Below are 20252 nucleotides of genomic sequence, written 5' to 3' on the forward strand. Positions count from 1 at the left end.
GGCTCTCTTTCTAAGCGAGCACTTCTCCCTCAGTCAACAGTTTGTCCTGACATGCGGACCTTCAATCCGCGTACGACCTCGGCCGCCTTGTGCGCGGGCAGCCGCGCGAACCCCGCCACCACGGCCGCCGGCCCCGGCAGCTCCCGCATCGGCCCCACCGGCTCGGCGGACAGGCCGAGCTGCCGGGCGGCGAGCACGGTACGCGACTCGTCCCACCCCCGGGGCAGCTCCAGGTACACGTGCAGCCCGGCCTCGATGCCCCTGACCCGGATCGCCGGCAGCTCCTCGGCCAGCGCCTCGACCAGGGCGTCCCGGCGGCGCCGGTACTCCCTGCGCATCCGCCGCAGGTGCTTGTCGTAGCCCCCGGTACGCAGGAAGTGGGCCAGCGCGTACTGCTCGATCACCGGGGAGCCCAGGTCGAGCTCGCCCCGCGCCCGCCGGATGGCCTCGGCCAGGTCGGGCGGCGCGGCCACCCAGCCGAGCCGCAGCCCGGGCGCGAGCGCCTTGCTCACGCTGCCGGACAGGATCACCCGGTCGGGCGCCAGGCCCTGCAGGCAGCCGACGGGGTCGCGGTCGAAGCGGAACTCGGCGTCGTAGTCGTCCTCCAGGACGACCCGGTTCCCCGCGTACGCCCACTCCATCAGCGCCGCCCGGCGCGCCGGCGAGAGCACCACCCCGGTCGGGAACTGGTGGGCGGGCGTCACCAGCACGGCGTCCCCGTTCAGCCTGCGCACGTCGAGCCCCTGCTCGTCCACCGGCACCGGCACCAGGTGCGCGCCCGCCCGGCGCAGCAGCGGCACCTGCCGGTGGCTGGTCGGGTCCTCCACGGCGAGCCGCAGCGGGCGGTGCTGGGTCAGCACGTGCAGGGCCAGGCTGAGCCCCTGCGCCACGCCGCCGACGATGATCAGGTGCTCGGGGCGCACGTCGGCCGCCCTGACCCGCCTGAGGTAGGCGGACAGCTCTTCGCGCAGCTCGGGCACGCCGCCAGGGTCCCCGTAATCGAAGGCGTCCGAGGGTACGGTGGTCAGGACGTGCCTTACGGCCGCGAGCCAGCGTTCACGGGGGAAGTGGCCGAGGTCGGGGGAGGTGGGGCGATGACCGTAGTACGAGGGGGACGCCTGGGCGCTCGGTGCCCGGCGGCCCGGATCGGACCGGGCGGGGGCCGAGCCGCGCGGCTCGGGGGCGGCGCGGGTGGCGTTCTGGGGGGTGACCTGCGTGCCGACACCCACCCTGGAGACCAGGAAGCCCTCGGCGACCAGTTGCTCGTACGCCTCCACGACCACTCCCCTGGAGACCTGGAGGTCGGTGGCGAGGTCGCGGGTGGCGGGCAGGCGGGTGCCCGGCGTGAGCCGCCCGCCCCGGATGGATTCGCGCAGCTCAGCCGCGATCTGTCCGGCAATGCCTCCCTTCCCGCGATTTATCTGGATATGGAGGTCGGCCATATTGGTCCTGTCTCCCAGCGGGACATTGGACTGTTTCTGCGAACCATTGTCTCCCTAGCATCCTTCGCATGACAAACGGCATGAAAAACGGCACGAGAAACGGCATCGTGGGCGCCGCCGCGGCGATGTTCCTGGTCGGAACGCTGGCGGGGGTCTCCGGACTCGTGGGCGCATACCCCATATACGGCGGCCAGGCGGTTCGGTATCTCGTGGCTTCGGTCATCCTGCTTGTCATCACGAGAGTGCTCGGCCTGCGGTTCGTCCGCATGACGTGGCGCGAGACGCTCTGCCTGCTCGGGCTGACGCTGCTGGGCCTGGTGTTCTTCAACGTGGCCGTGGTGGAGTCCACCCGCGCCTCGGGGCCCGCGCTGGTGGGCACCGTGCTGGGCACCGTGCCGCTGGCCCTGGCGCTGGCCGGCGGGCGGCCCGCGCCCCGGCTGCTGCTCGGGGCCGGCGTGGTGGTGGCCGGCGCGACGCTGGCCACGGGGCTCGGCAGCGGCACCCAGGAGAGCCTGCTGTGGGCGCTGGGCGCACTGGTGGGCGAGGTGAGCTTCTCCCTGCTGGCCATCCCCCTGCTGCCGAAGCTGGGGCCGATCCGGGTGTCGGCGTACTCGACGACGCTGGCCGTGCCCATGCTGGCCACGGTCGGGCTGCTCGACGCGGGGACGGACATGCTCAGGGTGCCGACGCTCGCCGAGGCGCTCGGGTTCGCCTACCTGGCGGTCGTGGTGACCGTGGTGGCGTTCTTCCTCTGGTACACCTCGCTGCCCAAGCTGGGGCCGGGGCGGGCCGGGCTGTTCGCGGGGCTCATCCCGGTGGCGGCCATCGTCACGGGGGCCGTGCTCGGGGTGGCCATGCCGACCACGTACGACCTGCTGGGGGCGGGGCTCGTGGTCGCCGGCATCCTGATCGGCCTCAGCGCGGAACGCGCGGGCGCGAAGGCGGCCGTGCGGCCGTCCGAGGCCTGACGGCCGTCCCCTCCTTTCGGTGCGCGTAATCTCTTGAGCGACCGAAAGGATGGACATGGCCGAGTTCGACTACACCGACCTGCTGCCGCTTGGAGCCGACGAGACGGAATACCGGCTGATCACCTCGGAGGGGGTGCGGAAGGTCGAGGCGGCCGGGCGTACGTTCCTCGAAGTCGACCCCGAGGCGCTGCGCCTGCTCACCGAGACGGCCGTCCACGACATCTCCCACTTCCTGCGCACCTCGCACCTCGCCCAGCTCAGGAAGATCGTCGATGACCCCGAGTCCAGTGGCAACGACCGCTTCGTCGCTCTCGACCTGCTGAAGAACGCCTCCATCTCGGCCGGCGGCGTGCTGCCCATGTGCCAGGACACCGGCACCGCCATCGTCATGGGCAAGCGCGGCCGCCACGTGCTGACCGACGGCCGCGACGCCGAGCACGTCTCGCGCGGCGTGTACGACGCCTACACCAAGCTCAACCTGCGCTACTCGCAGATGGCCCCGCTGACCATGTGGGAGGAGAAGAACACGGGCAACAACCTCCCCGCCCAGGTCGAGCTGTACGCCGAGGACCCCCACGGGCACCCCGACGAGTACAAGCTGCTGTTCATGGCCAAAGGCGGCGGCTCGGCCAACAAGTCGTTCCTGTACCAGGAGACCAAGGCCGTGCTCAACGAGAAGCGCATGATGGCCTTCCTGGAGGAGAAGATCCGCTCGCTCGGCACGGCGGCCTGCCCGCCGTACCATCTGGCCGTCGTCGTGGGCGGCACCTCCGCCGAGTACGCGCTCAAGACCGCCAAGTACGCCAGCGCCCGCTACCTCGACTCGATCCCCACCGAGGGCTCGCCCTCCGGGCACGGGTTCAGGGACCTGGAGATGGAGGCCAAGGTCTTCGAGCTGACGCAGAAGCTGGGCATCGGGGCACAGTTCGGCGGCAAGTACTTCTGCCACGACGTGCGCGTCATCCGCCTGCCCAGGCACGGCGCCTCCTGCCCGGTCGCCATCGCGGTGTCCTGCTCCGCCGACCGCCAGGCCCTCGCCAAGATCACGCCGGAGGGCGTGTTCCTGGAGAAGCTGGAGACCGACCCGGCCCGCTTCCTGCCCGAGACCACCGACGAGCACCTCTCGGACGACGTCGTCTCGATCGACCTCAACCGGCCGATGCCCGAGATCCTGGCCGAGCTCACCAAGTACCCCGTCAAGACCCGCCTGTCCCTCACGGGCCCCCTGGTGGTCGCCCGCGACATCGCGCACGCCAAGATCGCCGAGCTGCTGGACAACGGCGGCGAGATGCCCCAGTACCTCAAGGACCACGCCGTCTACTACGCCGGTCCGGCCAAGACCCCCGAGGGTTACGCCTCGGGCTCGTTCGGGCCGACGACGGCCGGGCGCATGGACTCGTACGTGGAGCGCTTCCAGGCGGCGGGCGGCTCGATGGTGATGCTGGCCAAGGGCAACCGGTCCAAGCAGGTCACGGAGGCCTGCCAGAAGTACGGCGGCTTCTACCTGGGCTCCATCGGCGGCCCCGCGGCGCGGCTGGCGCAGGACTGCATCAAGAAGGTGGAGGTTCTGGAGTACCCCGAGCTGGGGATGGAGGCGGTGTGGAAGATCGAGGTCGTCGACTTCCCCGCGTTCATCGTCGTGGACGACAAGGGCGACGACTTCTTCACCGACAGGACCGGCCCCGTCCTGTCCATCGGCCGGCGCTGACGCCGGCGCCGGGGAGTCAGGCGCCGACGGGCGTCACGCAGGCGATCGTGCCGCCGCGCGCGTGTGCGGGAAGGGCGGCACGATCGGCCGCGGGGGTGAGCGAGGCGGCGGGCCCGGTGACCCGAGAGATGCTCAAGCGGCCACCGGGGCCCGGTGCGGCGCCACGACGGAGCCGTCGGGCAGCAGCAGACCCGTGTCGTCGAACAGCACGACGCCGTTGCAGAGAAGGCTCCAGCCCTGGTCGGGGTGGGCCGAGATGACGTGCGACCGCTCGCGGTCGAGGGAGTCGGCATTAGGGCAAACGGGGTTGTGACTGCACATGGCGCACCTCTCAGATTGCGCTCCGGGTTGCGGGTCCTCAAAAGGGCAACGTGCGCCCTGACGGCGTGCGGAGGTCCAGTGCGGCTCTGGTCGGCTTCTTCGGCCGGCGGCGAACCTGGGTCTGGCGCATCCTCATCACGTCCTTAGTGGTCTGGCTTCATCGGTGGGACCTCGGGCGTTCTGCTCTCAGTCTGACCTTCGACACCGACAGTTTCCTGGATGACGGTCAGCGAGAGAGCTCGCCTTCTTTCCTGGTCCTAACCATGCCCCCGTCTCCTTACGGCACCCTTACAAGTCGCTGACGGCGCCCCGTGGATCCCTGTCAGTCAGCCTGCCGTACGCCTGAATGTCCCCTACCAGGCATCATGCACAAATATTCGGCAAGTCGTTGTGCCGATGGGCACAAGCGCCCGGTGAGCTGCGCAAACGCGCTGAGAGTGGTCGCGGGTAAAACGCTCCCGGGGACGGCGCGAACCCGCCCGCGCGGCGGGGCCGATCCGCCGTCACCGGCGAGATCCCGGAGCCACGCCACGCACCTGCCGCGCCCGGCCTTCCGGGAGAACCCGTCACCGGACGGCGGCGACCGTCCCGACGGGCCGCTCAGGGACGCGATCGACGAGCATTTCGGCCATCGCGGCGGCGCCGGGACGAACACCACGCCACTGCTCGCGCTCGACGCGTGGGAGCACGCGTACTACCTTCGGTAGCGCAACGTCCGTCCGGACCACGTCGAGAAACTGTGTGGCCCCATCAACTGGGAGGATGTGGCCAGGAGGTTTGCTGACGTGACGAGTCAGGCGGCATGACTTAAGTTCGCAACAAATTATCGGCCCCGCCTCTACTGGTCGGTTTACACAAATAGGTAAGCTGCCTGGCATGCGTGCGCCCTCCGGTTACCTACTCGCCGCGCGCTATCGGCTCGTGGAGCCGGTTGGTCGCGGCGGCATGGGCACCGTTTGGCGGGCACATGACGAGCTGCTCGACCGGGACGTGGCGGTCAAGGAAGTACGGCTGCCCACGGTCCTCGACGAGGAGCTGCGTGCCGAGCTGTGCGCGCGCACCGAGCGCGAGGGCCGGGCGACCGCGATGGTCGCGCACCCCTCGGTGATCACCGTCTTCGACGTGGTCACCGAGGACGACCGGCCGTGGATCGTGATGGAGCTGCTGCGGGCCAGGTCCCTGGAGCAGCTCATCCAGGAGAACGGACCGCTCCACCCCCGCAAGGCCGCCGAGATCGGCCGGCAGATCCTGGGGGCGCTGCGCGCCGTGCACGCCAAGGGCATCCTGCACCGCGACGTGAAGCCGAGCAACGTGCTGGTGACGGAGGACCGCGCGGTGCTCACCGACTTCGGCCTGGCCGCGCTGGAAGGTGACGTTTCCATCACCCAGGCGGGCATCGTTCTCGGGTCCGCCGGATACATCGCTCCAGAGCGGGTGCTCGGCTCGAAGGCCAGCCCCGCCGCCGACCTGTGGTCGCTCGGCGCGACCCTCTACACCGCCGTCGAGGGCAGGGGCCTGCACGGCAGGCGTACGGCCGCCGCCGCGCTCGCGGCCCTGACCAGCGGCGAGCCGATCCCGATGACCAAGGCGGGCCCGCTGGCGCCCGTGCTCGACGCGCTGCTCAGGATCGACCCCGCGACCAGGCTCGACTCCGTACGGGCCTCGCTCATGCTGACCAGGGTCGCCGCGGGCGGCTCCGCGGAGGAGCCGCTGACGCCGCGCAAGCCCAGCCGTCCCACCTCGGCGATTCCCATCCCGCAGACCCCTTTCGTACGCAGGCCCGCGCACCGCGGGCTGCACCGGGCGGACCCGCCGGCGGGCACCGTGAACGTGCCCTCGCCACGGCAGGAACGCAAACCGGGTGAGGGCGTGCACAGGAAGCGCGTCGAACCACGTCCAGCGCCGTCGGCTTATGCCCGTTTCAAAGCGACGGTGATAAAGTTGTGCCTTCCTCGGCGGTTCTGGCCAAGAGAACTTCGCAAGCGAGGGTAAAGCACTTCCCAAGCGAGAATCGATATCTTCTTCTCATGCCGGAACAGCAGACACGCCTGCTCGCGGAGCGCTACGAGCTCGTCACCCCGCTCGGGCGGGGCACGATGGGCACAGTGTGGCGGGCCCGCGACCGCGCGCTCGGGCGCGAGGTGGCGGTCAAGGAAATCCGCCAGGACCCGGGTCTCACCGAGGAACAGCGGGCCGAGCTGCGCGAACGTATGGTGCGCGAGGGCCGCATCGCGGCCCGGATCAGCCACCCGTCGGTGGCCTCCATCCACGACGTGCTGATCCAGGACAACAGCCCCTGGATCATCATGGAGCTCATCGAGGCCCGCTCGCTGGAGCAGGTCATCGAGCAGGAGGGGCCGCTGCCGCCGCGGCTGGTGGCCGAGATCGGCGTGGACCTGCTGGGGGCGCTGCGCGCGGCGCACGCCCAGGGCATCACCCACCGCGACGTCAAGCCCGGCAACGTGCTCATCACCGAGAGCGGGCGCGTGGTGCTGACCGACTTCGGCATCGCCAAGGCCGAGGGCGACTCCCGGCTGACGAAGACCGGCATGGTGATCGGCTCGCCCGGCTACACCGCCCCGGAACGTGCCAGGGGCGAGTACACCGGCCCCGAGTCCGACATCTGGTCGCTCGGCGCCACGCTCTACTTCGCCGTCGAGGGGCGGCCCGCGTACGAGCGCTCCACGATCGCGGAGACGCTGGCGGCGCTGCTCACCGAGAGCGCCGACCCGCCCACGCAGGCGGGGCAGCTCCGGCCCGTGCTGAACGGACTGCTGAACAAGGATTACCGGCAGCGGCTGAGCGCTGCCAAGGCGGAGACCCTGCTGCGCATGGTCGCCGACACCCCCACGAGCGAGATGCCGGTGCTGACGGCCGAGGCTCTTATGGCGCAGGAGGCCGCTTTGCCCGATCCGTTCGCCACCCCCGAGAACCCCGCCGGCGCCGCCCCTGGCGGTCGAGGGCCGGCCGGCCAGCCGCCTTACGGGCCTCCTGCCCAGGGGCCTGGCGCGCCTGGTCATACGCCGGGCGGCCCGCAGGTCCGTGGCCCGGTGCCCGCCGGTGCCGGGGGGCCCGGGGCGCAGGGCCCCGGCGGGCCGGGTGGCTCCGGTGTGGGCCACGCGATGCAGGGCATGAGCGGGCCTCAGGCGCCCACCGGGCCGAACGCCTTCAGCGGGCCTCCCGGCGCTCACACCCCGCCCGGGCAGCGGCCGGCGGGAGCACCGGGAGCCCGGGGCCCCGTGTCAGGGCCCGGCGCGCCGTCAGGGCCACAGCCGGCGCCAGGACCTCGTGGCGCGTCAGGACCGGGGCAGGGCGGCCAGCCAGGGCCTGGCGGCGCGGCAGGGCCTCGTGGCGCAGCGGGTCCGCAGCCCGCGTCCGGGCCGCAGCCCGCGCCAGGACGTGGCGGCCCGTCAGGGCCGCAGCCCGCGCCCGGGCGTGGCGGTCCCTCAGGGCCGCAGCCTGCCTCGGGACCCGGCGGACCGTCCGGACCGCGTCCCGCCTCGGGGCCCGGTGCCCCGTCAGGACCGCACGCGGCGGGGCCGCAGGGCCCGGCGCACGGCCCGAACACGCCCACCGTGCCGCAGGGGCAGCAGCCCTTCGCCTCGCACGCCCCGAACGCGGGCCAGGCCACCGGGCCGGAAGGCGACTACGACCCCGAGCGGACGGTCAGCATCTCGCGCCCCAAGGGCCCGTTCCCCGCGGCCCAGGAGCAGGGCGGCCGGCCGCAGCGCCCCGCCGACGAGGGCTCCTTCGCCACGACCCGCATCCCGAAGGGCTCGCCGGGCCAGCAGGTCTACCCGGTGCCCGCTCCCCCGCCCGGCCAGCCCCAGCAGCAGTCCGGGCCCCCGCAGATGATGCCCCAGCAGCCCCAGCAGGGCCCCCAGGGGCAGCAGTTCGGCGGGCACGGCCTGGGCACGGACCTGTTCGCGATCGCGGGCCCGCCGGAGGAGAAGCGCCCCACGGGCAACCGCAACGGCATGCTGGTGCTCATGGCCGTGGCGGCCGCGGCCGCCGTGGTGATCGCCGTGCTGATCGTGGCCCTGTTCTCGAGCTGAGCCCCGCGGGGGGTGGCTTCGGCCCGTTCTGAGCGCCGTGGGTCAGACTGGAAGTCATGAGTGAGTTCCGGATCGAACATGACTCGATGGGCGAGGTACGCGTGCCGGCAGGCGCCAGGTGGCGCGCACAGACCCAGCGGGCAGTGGAGAATTTCCCGATCTCAGGCCGGCCCCTGGAGCCGTCGCACATCGCCGCGCTGGGCCTGATCAAGGCGGTGGCGGCCGAGGTCAACGGCGAGCTCGGCGTGATCGACAAGGACCTGGCCGAGGCGATCGCGCAGGCCGCCGCCGACGTGGCGGAGAACGAGCACGACGCCGAGTTCCCGATCGACGTCTTCCAGACCGGCTCGGGCACCTCGTCCAACATGAACGCCAACGAGGTGATCGCGACGCTGGCCGAGGAGCGGCTGGGCCGTCCCGTGCACCCCAACGACCACGTGAACGCCTCGCAGTCGTCCAACGACGTGTTCCCCACCTCGATCCACGTGGCGGCGGCCACCGAGGTGACCTTCCACCTGCTGCCCTCGCTCAGGCACCTGGCGCAGGCGCTGAGGGAGAAGGCGATCGAGTTCGACGGGGTGGTGAAGTCGGGGCGTACGCACCTGATGGACGCGACGCCGGTGACCCTGGGGCAGGAGTTCGGCGGCTACGCCACGCAGGTCGAGCACGGCGTCGTACGCGTCTCCGCGGCCCTGGAGCACGTGCTGGAGCTGCCGCTGGGCGGCACGGCCGTGGGCACGGGCATCAACACGCCGCAGGGCTTCGCCCAGGAGGCCATCGCCAAGCTGCGCGAGGCGACCGGCATCCCGTTCCAGGAGGCCGCCGACCACTTCGAGGCCCAGGGTGCGCAGGACTCGATCGTGGAGCTGTCCGGGCAGCTCAAGGTGGTCGCGGTGTCGCTCACCAAGATCGCCAATGATCTGCGCTGGATGGGCTCGGGGCCGCGCGCGGGACTCGGCGAGATCAACCTGCCGGACCTGCAGCCGGGCTCGTCGATCATGCCCGGCAAGGTCAACCCGGTGATCCCCGAGGCCACGGCCATGGTCGCGGCCCAGGTGATCGGGAACGACGCGGCGATCACGTTCGCCGGCGCGTCGGGCAACTTCGAGCTGAACGTGCAGCTCCCCCTCATCGCGCGCAACATCCTGGAGTCGATCAGGCTGCTGGCGAACGTCTCGCGCCTGCTCGCCGACCGCTGCGTCTCCGGCATCACGGCCAACGTCGAGCGCCTGCGCGAGTACGCCGAGTCGTCCCCGTCGATCGTCACCCCGCTGAACAAGTACGTCGGCTACGAGGAGGCGGCGAAGATCGCCAAGCAGGCCCTGGCGGAGCGCAGGACGATCAGGGAGGTCGTCATCGAGCGCGGCCACGTGGCCGCTGGGAAGCTCACGGAGGAGCAGCTCGACGCCGCGCTCGACGTGCTCTCCATGACTAGGCCCTGACCGTCCGGGCGGCGGCCTGCTGCGTGGCGTGGGCCCAGCGGGTGAGCAGGGAGAGCGCGGCGCCGGAGTCGACGGCGTCGGCGGCCCGCTTGTAACCGGCCGCCAGCGCGGGCGTGAGCTCGGCCGCCGGCGGGGTGCCGTCCGCGGCCACCAGGGCGGCGGCCGCGTTCAGCAGGACGATCTCGCGCACGGGTCCCTGCTCGCCGGAGAGCACGGCGCGCGCCACGCCGGCGTTGTGCCGCGCGTCGCCGCCGCGCAGGTCCTCGGCGCGGGCGCGCGGGATCGACAGGTCGAGCGGATCGAAGCCGACCTGGGTGACCCTGCCCCTGCGTACCAGCCAGATCGTCGAGGGGCCGCAGGTCGTCAGCTCGTCGAGCCCGTCGTCGCCCCTGAAGACGAGCGCGGAGCAGCCGCGCTCGGCCAGCACGCCCGCGATGGTCGGCGCCATGGTCGGGTGGAAGACCCCGACGGCCTGAGCGGAGGGCAGGGCGGGGTTGGTGAGCGGCCCCAGGAAGTTGAAGACCGTGGGCACGCCCAGCTCGCGGCGCGGCTGGGAGGTGCGTCTCAGCGCCGGGTTGAAGGCGGGCGCGAAGCAGAACGTGATGCCCACCTCGTCCGCCACCCGCACCACGGCGGCGGGCGGCAGCTCGATGGCCACGCCGAGCGCTTCGAGCACGTCGGCCGCGCCCGCCGTGGAGGAGGCGGCCCGGCCGCCGTGCTTGACCACCTTGGCCCCCGCGGCGGCGGTCACGATGGCGGCCATGGTGGAGATGTTCACGGTGTTCGCCCGGTCGCCGCCGGTGCCGACCAGGTCGACGGGGTCGCCGGGCACCCGGATCGCCGAGGCCTTGGCCAGCATGCCGTCGGCCAGCCCGGCCACCTCCGCCACGCTCTCGCCCTTGGCGCGCAGCGCGACCGCGAACGCGGCGATCTGGGCGTCGGTGGCCATGCCGGACATGATCTGGTCCATCGCCCAGGTGGCCTGGCGGGCGGTGAGCGAGGTGCCGTCGAGCAGCGTGGTGAGGATCCGTGGCCAGGTGGTGGTCATGAGTGCCCCTTCATGTCTGTGCTCGACGGGGGGCACCCACTGCAACGGTGACGGCCGCCTCGTCGAGGCGGCCGTGTGCGTATCGCGCCGGAGGTCCGCCTAGGAGGCGGGCCACCACTGGGACGAGTACGCGATCATGCCCTCACCTTAGCAGACGCCCTTGATCCACATATGCGGTCATCCATCTATGTCGTCAGCACCCATGCGGTGCGGCGGGGCGAGAGCTTAGGGTGGCGAGGTATGGCGAAGGAGCTGACGGGGCGCACCGCGCTGGTGACGGGGGCCGGGGGCGGCATCGGGGCGGCGTGCGCGCGGCGGTTGGCCGCGGCGGGGGCCAGGGTGCTGGTCGTGGACCTGCGGGCCGAGTCCGCCGAGAAGGTGGCCGCCGAGGTGGGCGGCGCCGCGGTGGTGGCCGATCTGAGCGAGCCCGGTTTCGTGGCGGCGCTGCCCGACGAGCCGGTGGACATCGTGGTGAACAACGCCGGGTTCCAGCACGTGGCGCCGATCGAGGAGTTCCCGCCCGAGGTGTTCGCCACGATGCTCAAGGTGATGGTCGAGGCGCCGTTCCTGATCGCGCGCCGGGTGCTGCCCGGCATGTACGCCAGGGGCTGGGGGCGGTTCGTGAACATCTCGTCGGTGCACGGGCTGCGGGCCTCGCCGTACAAGTCGGCGTACACGACGGCCAAGCACGCGCTGGAGGGCTTCTCCAAGGTCGTGGCGCTGGAAGGGGCCCCGCACGGGGTGACCTCGACCTGCGTCTGCCCGGCGTACGTGCGTACCGGGCTGGTGGAGGCGCAGATCGCCGACCAGGCCAAGGTGCACGGCATCCCCGAGGACGAGGTCGTGCGCGACATCATGCTGGCCCCCGCGGCGATCAAGCGCCTGATCGAGCCCGAGGAGGTGGCCGAGCTGGTCGCCTACCTGTGCGGCCCGGCAGGGGCGTTCATCACCGGCGTGTCGCTGCCGGTGGACGGTGGCTGGACGGCCCACTAGTGAGCATCCGGTTCCTGGAGTTGCTGGCCAGGGAGGCGTCCGCGGTCGAGTTCGAGGGGCCGATCATCCAGGCCAGGGCCGCGGGCGCGGACGCGGCCACGATCGAGGAGCTGGAGCGGGCCAAGGTCGAGGCGCTCAAGGTGCGCGACCTGCTGAAGCGGCGGGCCAGGCGCGAGGCGGAGCTGTCGGCGCTGTACGACACGGCCGGCGACCTGGCGGCGCTGCGCGACCTCGACGCCGTGCTGGAGGCCATCGTGCACCGGGCCAGGCAGTTGCTGGCCACCGACGTCGCGTACATGACGCTGCACGACCCCGAGCGGGGCGACACCTACATGCGGGTCACGGACGGGTCGATCTCGGCCAAGTTCCGGGCGTTGCGGCTGGCCATGGGGGCGGGGCTGGGCGGGCTCGTGGCGCAGACGGCGGTGCCGTACGCGACGGCCGACTACTTCGCCGACGCCAGGTTCCGGCACAAGGAGCACATCGACGAGGCCGTCAAGGAGGAGGGCCTGGTCGCCATCCTGGGCGTGCCGCTGCGGCTGGGGCAGCGGGTGATCGGCGTGCTGATGGCGGCCAACCGCAGTGCCAGGCCGTTCCACCAGGAGGAGGTGTCGCTGCTGGCCAGCCTGGCCGCGCACGCCGCCGTCGCGATCGACAACGCCAGGCTGCTGCAGGAGACCAGGAACGCGCTGGAGGAGCTCTCCCACGCCCACCGGACCGCCAGGGAGCACGGCGAGGCCGTGGAGCGGGCCGCCATGGCGCACGACCGGATGACCTCGCTGGTGCTGCGCGGCGGCGGGATCGAGGACGTGGCGGCCGTGGTGACCGACGTGCTGGGCGGCTCGCTGGCCGTGCTGAACGACCTGGGGCGGCCCATCAGCGGTGACGTGGGCGAGCTGGACGCGGGCGTGTTCGAGGCGGCGCAGGCGTCCAGGGCGCTCGGGCGCACCGTGCGCAGGGGCGATCTGCTGATCGCGTCCGTGGACGTGGGCGGGGAGCCGCTGTGCACGCTGATCCTGCGCAGCGACGACGCCGACGAGCGCATCCTGGAGCGGGCGGCGCTGGTGTGCGCGTTGCTGCTGCTGTTCCGCAGGAGCGTGGCCGAGGCCGAGGGGCGGGTCAGGGGCGAGCTGCTCGACGACCTGATCTCCCGGCCGGGCTCGCCCGGCCTGGCCGACCGGGCGCGGCGGCTCGGCATGGACCTGGGCGCCCCGCACGTGGTGGTGGTCGCCAGGCACTCGGGGCAGCGCGAGCGGGCGGCGTTCTGGGCCTCCTCGCAGGCGACGCTGCGGCACGGGCTGGCGGCGGGGCGGGGTGACGAGGTCGTGCTGCTGCTGCCCGGCGACGATGCCGGGGGGCTGGCGCAGCGCGTGGCCCGCGAGCTGACGTCGTCGCTGCAGAGCCCGGCGACGGCGGGCGCCTCACGCGCGGGCGAACCGGAGGACGTGGCCGCCGCCTACCAGGAGGCGCGCAGGTGCGCGGAGGCGCTGATCGCGCTCGGCCGGGCCGGTGACGGGGCGAGCGCGGCCGAGCTGGGCTTCGTGGGGCTGCTCGTCGGCGACGGCCGTGACGTGCCCGGCTTCGTCGGCAGGACGCTCGGCGCGGTCATCGACTACGACGCCCGCAGGGGCACCGCCCTGACCGGCACGCTGGCGGCCTACTTCGGCACCGGCGGCTCCCCCTCGCGCACGGCCGAGGCCATGCACATCCACGTCAACACCGTCACGCAGCGGCTCGACCGGATCGGCAAGCTGCTCGGCGAGGGCTGGCTGGAGCCGGAGCGGGCGCTGGAGATCCAGCTCGCCCTCCGCTTGCACCGGCTCGGCCACACAGACACGCCCGACACTATGGGTCCCAACGCTATATGAGTGACTCCGGTCACAACCTACGGTGACCGGCATGGCCACTTCCATCAAGAAGATCGTCGCCGCGAGCCTGATCGGCACCACCATCGAGTGGTACGACTTCTTCCTGTACGGCTCGGCAGCCGCCCTCGTGTTCAACAAGCTCTTCTTCCCCGAGTCCGACCCGCTGACCGGCACGCTGCTGTCGTTCCTCACCTACGCCGTCGGATTCGTCGCCCGCCCGCTCGGCGGCCTGGTCTTCGGCCACTTCGGCGACCGGATCGGCCGCAAGACGCTGCTGGTCGTCAGCCTGCTGATGATGGGCACGGCGACCTTCCTGATCGGCTGCCTGCCGACGTACGAGACGCTGGGCCCGGCGGCGGCGCTGGTGCTGACGGCGCTGCGGCTCGTCCAGGGCTTCGCGCTCGGCGGCGAGTGGGGCGGCGCGGTGCTGATCGTCTCCGAGCACGGCGACACGGCGCGGCGCGGCTTCTGGGCCTCCTGGCCGCAGGCGGGCGCCCCCGGCGGCAACCTGCTGGCCACCGGCGTGCTGGCGGCGCTGGCCGCCTGGCAGTCGGACGAGGCGTTCCTGTCGTGGGGGTGGCGGGTGCCGTTCCTGCTGTCGGGCGTGCTGGTGCTGATCGGGCTCTGGATCCGGCTGTCGATCAGCGAGTCGCCGGTCTTCAAGGAGGCCCCACCGGAGCCCAGGGCCCCGATCGTCGGGGTGCTGCGTCACCACTCCAAGGACGTGCTGGTCGCGATCGGCGCCCGCCTGGCGGAGAACATCTCGTTCTACCTGCTGACCGTCTTCGTCATCACCTACGCCAAGCAGACCGGCATCGACAACTCGACCGTGCTGAACGCGGTGCTGATCTCCTCGGCCATCCACTTCGTGACGATCCCGGTGTGGGGCGCGCTGTCCGACCGGGTCGGCCGCCGCCCGATCTACCTGGCGGGCGCCGCCGGCATCGGCGTGTGGATCTTCGCGTTCTTCCCGCTCGTGGACACCGGCAACTTCCTGGCCATCACCCTGGCCGTCACGGTCGGCCTGCTCTTCCACGGCATGATGTACGGCCCGCAGGCGGCCTTCTTCTCCGAGCTGTTCGGCACCAGGACCCGCTACACCGGCGTGTCCATCGGCGCGCAGCTCTCGGCGATCGTGGCGGGGGCGCTGGCCCCGATCATCGCGGTGGCCCTGCTCCAGCAGTTCGGCAGCAGCGTGCCCATCTCGGCCTACCTCGGGGTGGCGGCGCTGCTCACCCTGGTCTCGGTCTACGCCGCCCGGGAGACTCGGGGCACCGACCTGGCCGAGAGGATCTACGCGAAATGAAGGTCACCACGCCGAGGCTCACCCAGCACGTCCTGACCGTCGAGGGCAGGAACACCGGCGAGCCCGTGCTGTTCGTGCACGGGAACGTCTCCTCCGCCGCCTTCTGGCGCGACGCCATGGCCGCGCTGCCCGAGGCGTACCGTCCGCTGGCGGTGGACCTGCGCGGGTTCGGCGGCACCGACCCGGCGCCCGTGGACGCCACGAGGGGCCTGCGCGACTACTCGGACGATCTGATCGAGCTGGTCGACGCGCTGGGCCTGGAGCGGGTCCACCTGGTGGGCTGGAGCCTGGGCGGCGGCATCGTGCTGCAGTTGCTGCGCGACCGCCCGAGCGCCGTCAGGAGCGTCACGCTGGTCAACCCGATCTCCCCCTACGGCTTCGGCGGCACGCAGGGCCCGGAGGGGCGGCTCACGCACCCCGGCGGCGCGGGATCGGGCGCGGGCGCCGCGAATCCTGATTTCGTGACTCGGCTCCGGGCGGGCGACATGTCGGATGAATCTCCCACCTCTCCGCGCAACGTCTTCCGCTCCGCCTACGTCAACAACCGCCCCGTCCCCGACGAGGACTTCTACGTCCGCGCGATGCTCACCACCCGCGTCGGCGAGGTCCACTACCCCGGTGACGCCGCCACCTCCGACGCCTGGCCGGGCGTGGCACCGGGCAAGACCGGCGTGCTCAACGCCGCCGCGCCCACCCAATTCCGACTCGACGACCTCCACAGGATCGACCCCAAGCCGCCGATCCTGTGGATCAGGGGCGCCGACGACGTGATCGTCTCGGACGCCTCGCTGTTCGACCTGGCCCACCTGGGGGCGCTCGGCGTCGTGCCCGGCTCGCCCGGCACCCCCGCCCAGCCCATGGTGAGCCAGACCAGGGCCGTGCTGGAGCGGTACGGGAGATACCGCGAGTCCGTCCTGGACGACTGCGGCCACAGCCCGCACCTGGAGCACCCGGAAGAGTTCCAGCGCCTGCTGGCCGAACACCTGAGGGAGGCGTAGATGCTGGTCGCGCTCACGCTCGTGGCGAGCTTACTGACGCCGGCGGGCCAGATCACGGTCCCGGGCGCCGAGCACGCGCGGATCGCCGCGCTCGACGACCTGACCACGGCCGGCACGGCGCGGACCGGCCACACCGACCCCGCGGACTGGGCCGGGCTGCACTCGGCCGCCACGGTCAACCCCACCGGCGTGCCCGGCCTCCAGATCGACGGCTACTTCCCCGACACCTCCACCGGCAACGCCACGCACGGCTGGAACCACGACTCCCAATTCGTGATCAGGCTGCCGAAGGAGTGGAACGGCGGCCTGGTCGTCTCCGGCACCCCCGGCAACAGGGAGCAGTACGCCAACGACTACACGATCTCCGACTGGGTCCTGTCGAAGGGATACGCGTTCGCCTCCACCGACAAGGGCAACGTGGGCGTGAACTTCCACGAGGACGGCCGCCGCCCCGGCGACGCCATCGCCGAGTGGAACCACCGCGTCACCCAGCTCACGGTGGCCGCCAAGGCCGTGGTCAGGCAGCGGTACGGCAGGCAGCCCGAGCGCACGTTCGCCGCGGGCATCTCCAACGGCGGCTACCTGGTGCGCTGGCAGCTGGAGAACCGCGGCCGGCTCTACGACGGCGGCGTGGACTGGGAGGGCACGCTCTGGCGGGTCAAGGGCGACAACCTGCTGAACTTCCTGCCGCCGGCGCTGAAGGCGTACCCGGACGAGGCCGGGGTGCGGGCGGCCGGATTCGCGGCGGGCTCGGAGTTCCTGTGGCCGTTCCACCGGCAGTACTACTGGGAGCTCACCCAGCAGCTCTACCAGAAGGAGCTGGACCCGTCCTACCAGGGCGCCGCGGCGGACTACGACTACGACGAGCGCAAACCGTACGCCGCCGTGGCCAGGATCGCGCTGACCGGCAGGATCACCAAGCCGCTGATCACCCTGCACGGCACGCTGGACACGCTGCTGCCGATCTCGCGCGACTCCGACGTGTACGCGAAGATGGTCGGCCCGCACCGCCCGTTCCGCTACCACCGGGTCGAGGGCGGCAACCACCTCGACAGCCTGGTGGACCTCTACCCCGACCGGCTCAAGCCGATGCTCCCGGCCTTCAGAGGCGCCTTCGAGGAGCTGGAGGGCTGGGTCAGTCCATGAGGTAGCGGTGCCTGCCCGCGCGCGCCAGACGCACGATGTGCCGCGCGCCGGGCAGCCTGCGGCCGAGCCGGTGCAGCGCGGTGTCGCGGCCCATGGGCGAGCGGCGCTCGGGATCGGCGGCGGCGGCAGGGCGGGCCACGATCCTGCCCCTGCGCATCTCCAGCGCGAACCGCAGCCCGACCTCCTCGTCGGGGGAGCGCAGCGTGCACAGCCAGCTTCCCGGCCCGAAGTGCTCGGCGCTGGGCAGCAGGCGCTTGACCGGCACCTTGGCCACGAGCTGGCCGGCGAGCCTGCCCGGCACCCCGGCCTCGACCAGGGCGGGGGCGCTCACCTCGCGGGCGCGCCTGCCGGTGCTGCGCATGACCAGCTCCAGCGGCGGGCCGCCGCTCGGCGGCACGTACGGCACCGGCAGCACGACGTACAGATGCCGCCCGAGGTGCTTGACCGTCACGCCCGGCGACACCAGCTTGATCGACTCGGAGAACGTGCGCGGCTCGATGGCCAGCCCCAGCTCGCCCGAGTCGCTCCAGCACGGCACGACCAGCCGCATCCTGGGCCGCTGGGCCAGCACGCCGAGACAGTTGAGCGGGCCGTCGGGGTGGCTGACGCGGCTCCTGGCCTGGTTGGCCCCGCTGAACATGCGTACGTGCACCTCCCACACCCCCGGCCGCAGCGGCTCGCCCAGGGCCGCCGTGGTGATGTCCAGCCGGGTCTCGCCCTTGATGCGGACGCGGACCCTGCGGCGGCCCGCCGGGACGCGCTCGACGTGCTGGGTGAGCGGCAGGAAGTGCACGACGCCCGTCTCGGCGTGGCGCACGTAGAGCTCGATGCGGGCCCGCTCGACGTCGCTGGTGATGTCGGTGACGTCCGCGGGCAGCTTCCTGGTCTCCAGCGAGCGTGGCGGGATCCAGTGCAGGCTGTCGCCGTCCACCTGGTACTTGTCGGGCGTGCCGTCGCCGGCCAGCACCTCGGCGGTCAGCCCGAGCACGAGGACGTCGGCGTCCCAGCGCACCTCGGTGAGGTCGGCGCGCAGGCCCGCGCGCTTGGAGGAGTTCGACATGAGCACGATCTGGTCGAGGCGCCCCATGCGGACGTACGCGGCCACGACGCGGAGCTGGACCGGCAGGTGGCGGTCGAGGCGCTCGGGGAAGCGCTGCTCCATGAGCTCCTGCACGACGCGGAAGTGCATGCCCCGATCGACGGACGAGTCGGCGAACTTGCTGGTCAGCAGCGGGCGCAGGAGGGCGTACCGGAGCCAGTACGCGTACATGCGGTCGCGCTGGCGCCCCTCGCCCACGTAGGTGTCGATGTCGTCGAGCAGCTTGTGCAGCTCCTTGACGATGGCCCGCGGCTCCTCCTCGACGCCGGGACGCTCCCCGAGGTGGCAGCAGACGTGATCGGCCAGCACCGCGATGACCTTGGCCTGCAGGTAGGCACGCAGCACGAACGCCTGCTCCCCCATCCGGCTGCCCGGCACGGAGAAGCCCAGCTCGTGCTCCTCCAGGAACGCGCGCCGGTAGAGCTGCTGCGGGTGAAGCAGGGTGAGCAGCCGGTCGCGCAGGATGTCGGCCCGGCCGGTGCTGCGCGCGAAGGCGGTCATCGGCGGGCCGAAGTCGCGGACCAGGCGGCCGACCAGCACGTCCGCGTCGGTCTCCACGGCCCGGTCGTGCATGCGCTCGACGGCGTCCCGCTCCAGCCGGTCGCCCGGCTCCAGGAAGTACACGTAGTCGCCGGCGGCGGCCGCCAGGCCGACGTTGCGGGCGCGCGAGGGTGAGCCCGTGTACGGCAGGTGCAGCGCCCGGACGTTCTCGCGAACGGTCGCGATGATGTCCAGGCGCTCGGCGGTCCCGTCCGTGGACCCGTCGTCCACGACGATCACTTCGTACTCGTCCGGGGGCATCGTCTGCTCCAGCGCGGAGCGGACGCACGCGTCGGCGGTGTCACCCGGATTGTGGACATTGATGATCACACTGACCTTCACACCCATGCGGCCAGCGTGCGCCCGTATACAGGATCGGGCGTGACGGCTTGCCGATTGGGGAAGGAAAGTTGACCCGCTCCCGACTTAATACCAACCGACGCGCTGCGAGTGGCCCCAGGCGGCGCAGGGCGTGCCGTAGCGGCCCTTGATGTAGCCCAGACCCCACTTGATCTGGGTGGCGGCGTTGGTCTGCCAGTCGGCGCCGGCGCTGGCCATCTTGCTGCCGGGCAGCGACTGCGGGATGCCGTACGCGCCGGAGTAGCGGTTCATGGCCCGCTCGTTCCAGCCGCTCTCCTTGTGCCAGAGCCGCTCCAGGCAGCCCCACTGGTCGGCGCCGAACCCGAACGAGGCCAGCATCGACTTCGCGGTGGCCTTGTTGGAGCCCGGCGAGGGGTCGCTGCCCGGCGGGAAGTTCTGGGCGGGGAAGCCGTCGCCGCCGGGGGCCTGCTCGGGCACCACCCAGTCGAGGCCCTTGCCGGCCGCGCCCGTGCGCCCCTTCTTGAGCTGGTCGGCCTTGTACGCCTGCTCGGCCTCGGCCTTGAGCAGGTCGGCCTCGGGGTCGGGCGCGTACAGGTCGCCGCTGGCGATCTTGCCGAGGTCGGTGAGCGACATCGGCGGCTTCGGCGGCTCGCTGGCGTTCTGCACGGCGCGGTAGGCGGTGTAGCCGCCGCCGCCGAGGACGATCACCAGCGACAGCACGGTGATGATGATGCGCTTGGGAGTGAAGCGCGAAGGCCGGCGCGCCGAGGGGAGGTCTTCCTTCGGGGGGCGCTCACTCAACTGCGGACCGGGGCTCACGAAGCATGAGCTTGCCCTGTCCTGGGGGGTGGTCCGCAACCGAAACGCGGGAATCGCTTGACGTAAATTTCACCAAGCAGCAGGTTAGCCCTGCGTTTCCGAAAAATTGTGACATTCGTCACATCATGGACGGCTTCCCTTCGGGCGCCCGTTCTCCGAAGGGAAGCCGCTTTCAGGG

Annotated in this window: 16 protein-coding genes; 11 read left to right on the plus strand and 5 right to left on the minus strand. The window is 71.9% G+C overall.

Annotation, left to right across the window (positions count from 1 at the left end):
* Positions 1-29: 29 nt before the first annotated feature.
* The gene (locus ACBJ32_RS41810) at positions 30-1442 is read right to left on the minus strand and encodes a PLP-dependent aminotransferase family protein (RefSeq protein WP_375131516.1); all 1413 of its coding nucleotides are present in this window, start codon (positions 1440-1442) and stop codon (positions 30-32) included.
* Between the two features lie 68 nt (positions 1443-1510).
* Here ACBJ32_RS41810 and ACBJ32_RS41815 point away from each other — a divergent pair, with 68 nt between their 5' ends.
* Both ACBJ32_RS41815 and ACBJ32_RS41820 read left to right on the plus strand, forming a co-directional pair.
* Positions 1511-2410 carry a DMT family transporter gene (locus ACBJ32_RS41815; protein ID WP_357876898.1) on the plus strand — a complete coding sequence of 300 codons (900 nt, stop codon included), beginning with the start codon at positions 1511-1513 and terminating at the stop codon, positions 2408-2410.
* A gap of 55 nt (positions 2411-2465) precedes the next feature.
* Positions 2466-4118 carry a fumarate hydratase gene (locus tag ACBJ32_RS41820; RefSeq protein WP_357876895.1) on the plus strand — a complete coding sequence of 551 codons (1653 nt, stop codon included), beginning with the start codon at positions 2466-2468 and terminating at the stop codon, positions 4116-4118.
* 132 nt (positions 4119-4250) lie between these two features.
* On the opposite strand, the gene ACBJ32_RS41825 is transcribed toward ACBJ32_RS41820, so the two are convergent.
* Positions 4251-4439 (minus strand): DUF5999 family protein, encoded by a 189-nt coding sequence (locus tag ACBJ32_RS41825; protein WP_375131517.1) that lies wholly within the window; start codon positions 4437-4439, stop codon positions 4251-4253.
* Positions 4440-4852: 413 nt separating this feature from the next.
* On the opposite strand from ACBJ32_RS41825, the gene ACBJ32_RS41830 reads away from it, so the two are divergent.
* The 4 genes from ACBJ32_RS41830 (at position 4853) to ACBJ32_RS41845 (ending at position 9936) form a co-directional block, all read left to right on the plus strand.
* Positions 4853-5146, plus strand: a complete 294-nt coding sequence (locus ACBJ32_RS41830) for a Fe-Mn family superoxide dismutase (protein ID WP_375131518.1) — start codon at positions 4853-4855, stop codon at positions 5144-5146.
* Positions 5147-5315: 169 nt separating this feature from the next.
* Positions 5316-6431, plus strand: coding sequence for a serine/threonine-protein kinase (locus tag ACBJ32_RS41835; protein WP_375131519.1), 1116 nt, complete (start codon positions 5316-5318; stop codon positions 6429-6431).
* A gap of 35 nt (positions 6432-6466) precedes the next feature.
* Positions 6467-8494 (plus strand): protein kinase, encoded by a 2028-nt coding sequence (locus tag ACBJ32_RS41840; RefSeq protein WP_375131520.1) that lies wholly within the window; start codon positions 6467-6469, stop codon positions 8492-8494.
* Positions 8495-8550: 56 nt separating this feature from the next.
* Complete coding sequence (locus ACBJ32_RS41845) at positions 8551-9936, plus strand: class II fumarate hydratase (RefSeq protein ID WP_375131521.1); 1386 nt, start codon at positions 8551-8553, stop codon at positions 9934-9936.
* On the opposite strand, the gene trpD is transcribed toward ACBJ32_RS41845, so the two are convergent.
* Positions 9926-10984: an anthranilate phosphoribosyltransferase gene (gene trpD, locus ACBJ32_RS41850; protein WP_375131522.1), complete on the minus strand. Its 1059-nt coding sequence runs from the start codon at positions 10982-10984 to the stop codon at positions 9926-9928. The genes ACBJ32_RS41845 and trpD overlap by 11 nt on opposite strands.
* 240 nt (positions 10985-11224) lie before the next feature.
* Between trpD and ACBJ32_RS41855 the strand changes: the two genes are divergently transcribed.
* Genes ACBJ32_RS41855 through ACBJ32_RS41875 form a run of 5 tightly spaced genes read left to right on the plus strand, consistent with a single transcriptional unit; the run spans position 11225 to position 17295 of the window.
* The gene (locus tag ACBJ32_RS41855; RefSeq protein ID WP_185100824.1) at positions 11225-11977 is read left to right on the plus strand and encodes a 3-hydroxybutyrate dehydrogenase; all 753 of its coding nucleotides are present in this window, start codon (positions 11225-11227) and stop codon (positions 11975-11977) included.
* Complete coding sequence (locus ACBJ32_RS41860) at positions 11977-13845, plus strand: helix-turn-helix domain-containing protein (protein WP_375131523.1); 1869 nt, start codon at positions 11977-11979, stop codon at positions 13843-13845. Before ACBJ32_RS41855 ends, ACBJ32_RS41860 begins: the two co-directional genes overlap by 1 nt.
* A 31-nt stretch (positions 13846-13876) precedes the next feature.
* Entirely contained in the window at positions 13877-15151 is a 1275-nt protein-coding gene (locus ACBJ32_RS41865; RefSeq protein WP_375131524.1) for an MFS transporter, read from the plus strand.
* Positions 15148-16149: an alpha/beta fold hydrolase gene (locus ACBJ32_RS41870; protein WP_375131525.1), complete on the plus strand. Its 1002-nt coding sequence runs from the start codon at positions 15148-15150 to the stop codon at positions 16147-16149. The genes ACBJ32_RS41865 and ACBJ32_RS41870 overlap by 4 nt, the downstream gene beginning before the upstream one ends.
* Positions 16150-17295 carry a tannase/feruloyl esterase family alpha/beta hydrolase gene (locus tag ACBJ32_RS41875; RefSeq protein WP_375131526.1) on the plus strand — a complete coding sequence of 382 codons (1146 nt, stop codon included), beginning with the start codon at positions 16150-16152 and terminating at the stop codon, positions 17293-17295.
* Here ACBJ32_RS41875 and ACBJ32_RS41880 read toward each other — a convergent pair.
* Complete coding sequence (locus tag ACBJ32_RS41880; protein WP_375131527.1) at positions 17285-19282, minus strand: glycosyltransferase family 2 protein; 1998 nt, start codon at positions 19280-19282, stop codon at positions 17285-17287. The two genes, ACBJ32_RS41875 and ACBJ32_RS41880, sit on opposite strands and share 11 nt — an antisense overlap.
* Before the next feature lie 78 nt (positions 19283-19360).
* Positions 19361-19966 carry a lytic transglycosylase domain-containing protein gene (locus ACBJ32_RS41885; RefSeq protein WP_375131659.1) on the minus strand — a complete coding sequence of 202 codons (606 nt, stop codon included), beginning with the start codon at positions 19964-19966 and terminating at the stop codon, positions 19361-19363.
* Positions 19967-20252 lie beyond the last annotated feature (286 nt).

Origin of the sequence: Nonomuraea sp. GTA35, from assembly GCF_041950525.1 — a bacterium.
GTDB lineage: Bacteria > Actinomycetota > Actinomycetes > Streptosporangiales > Streptosporangiaceae > Nonomuraea.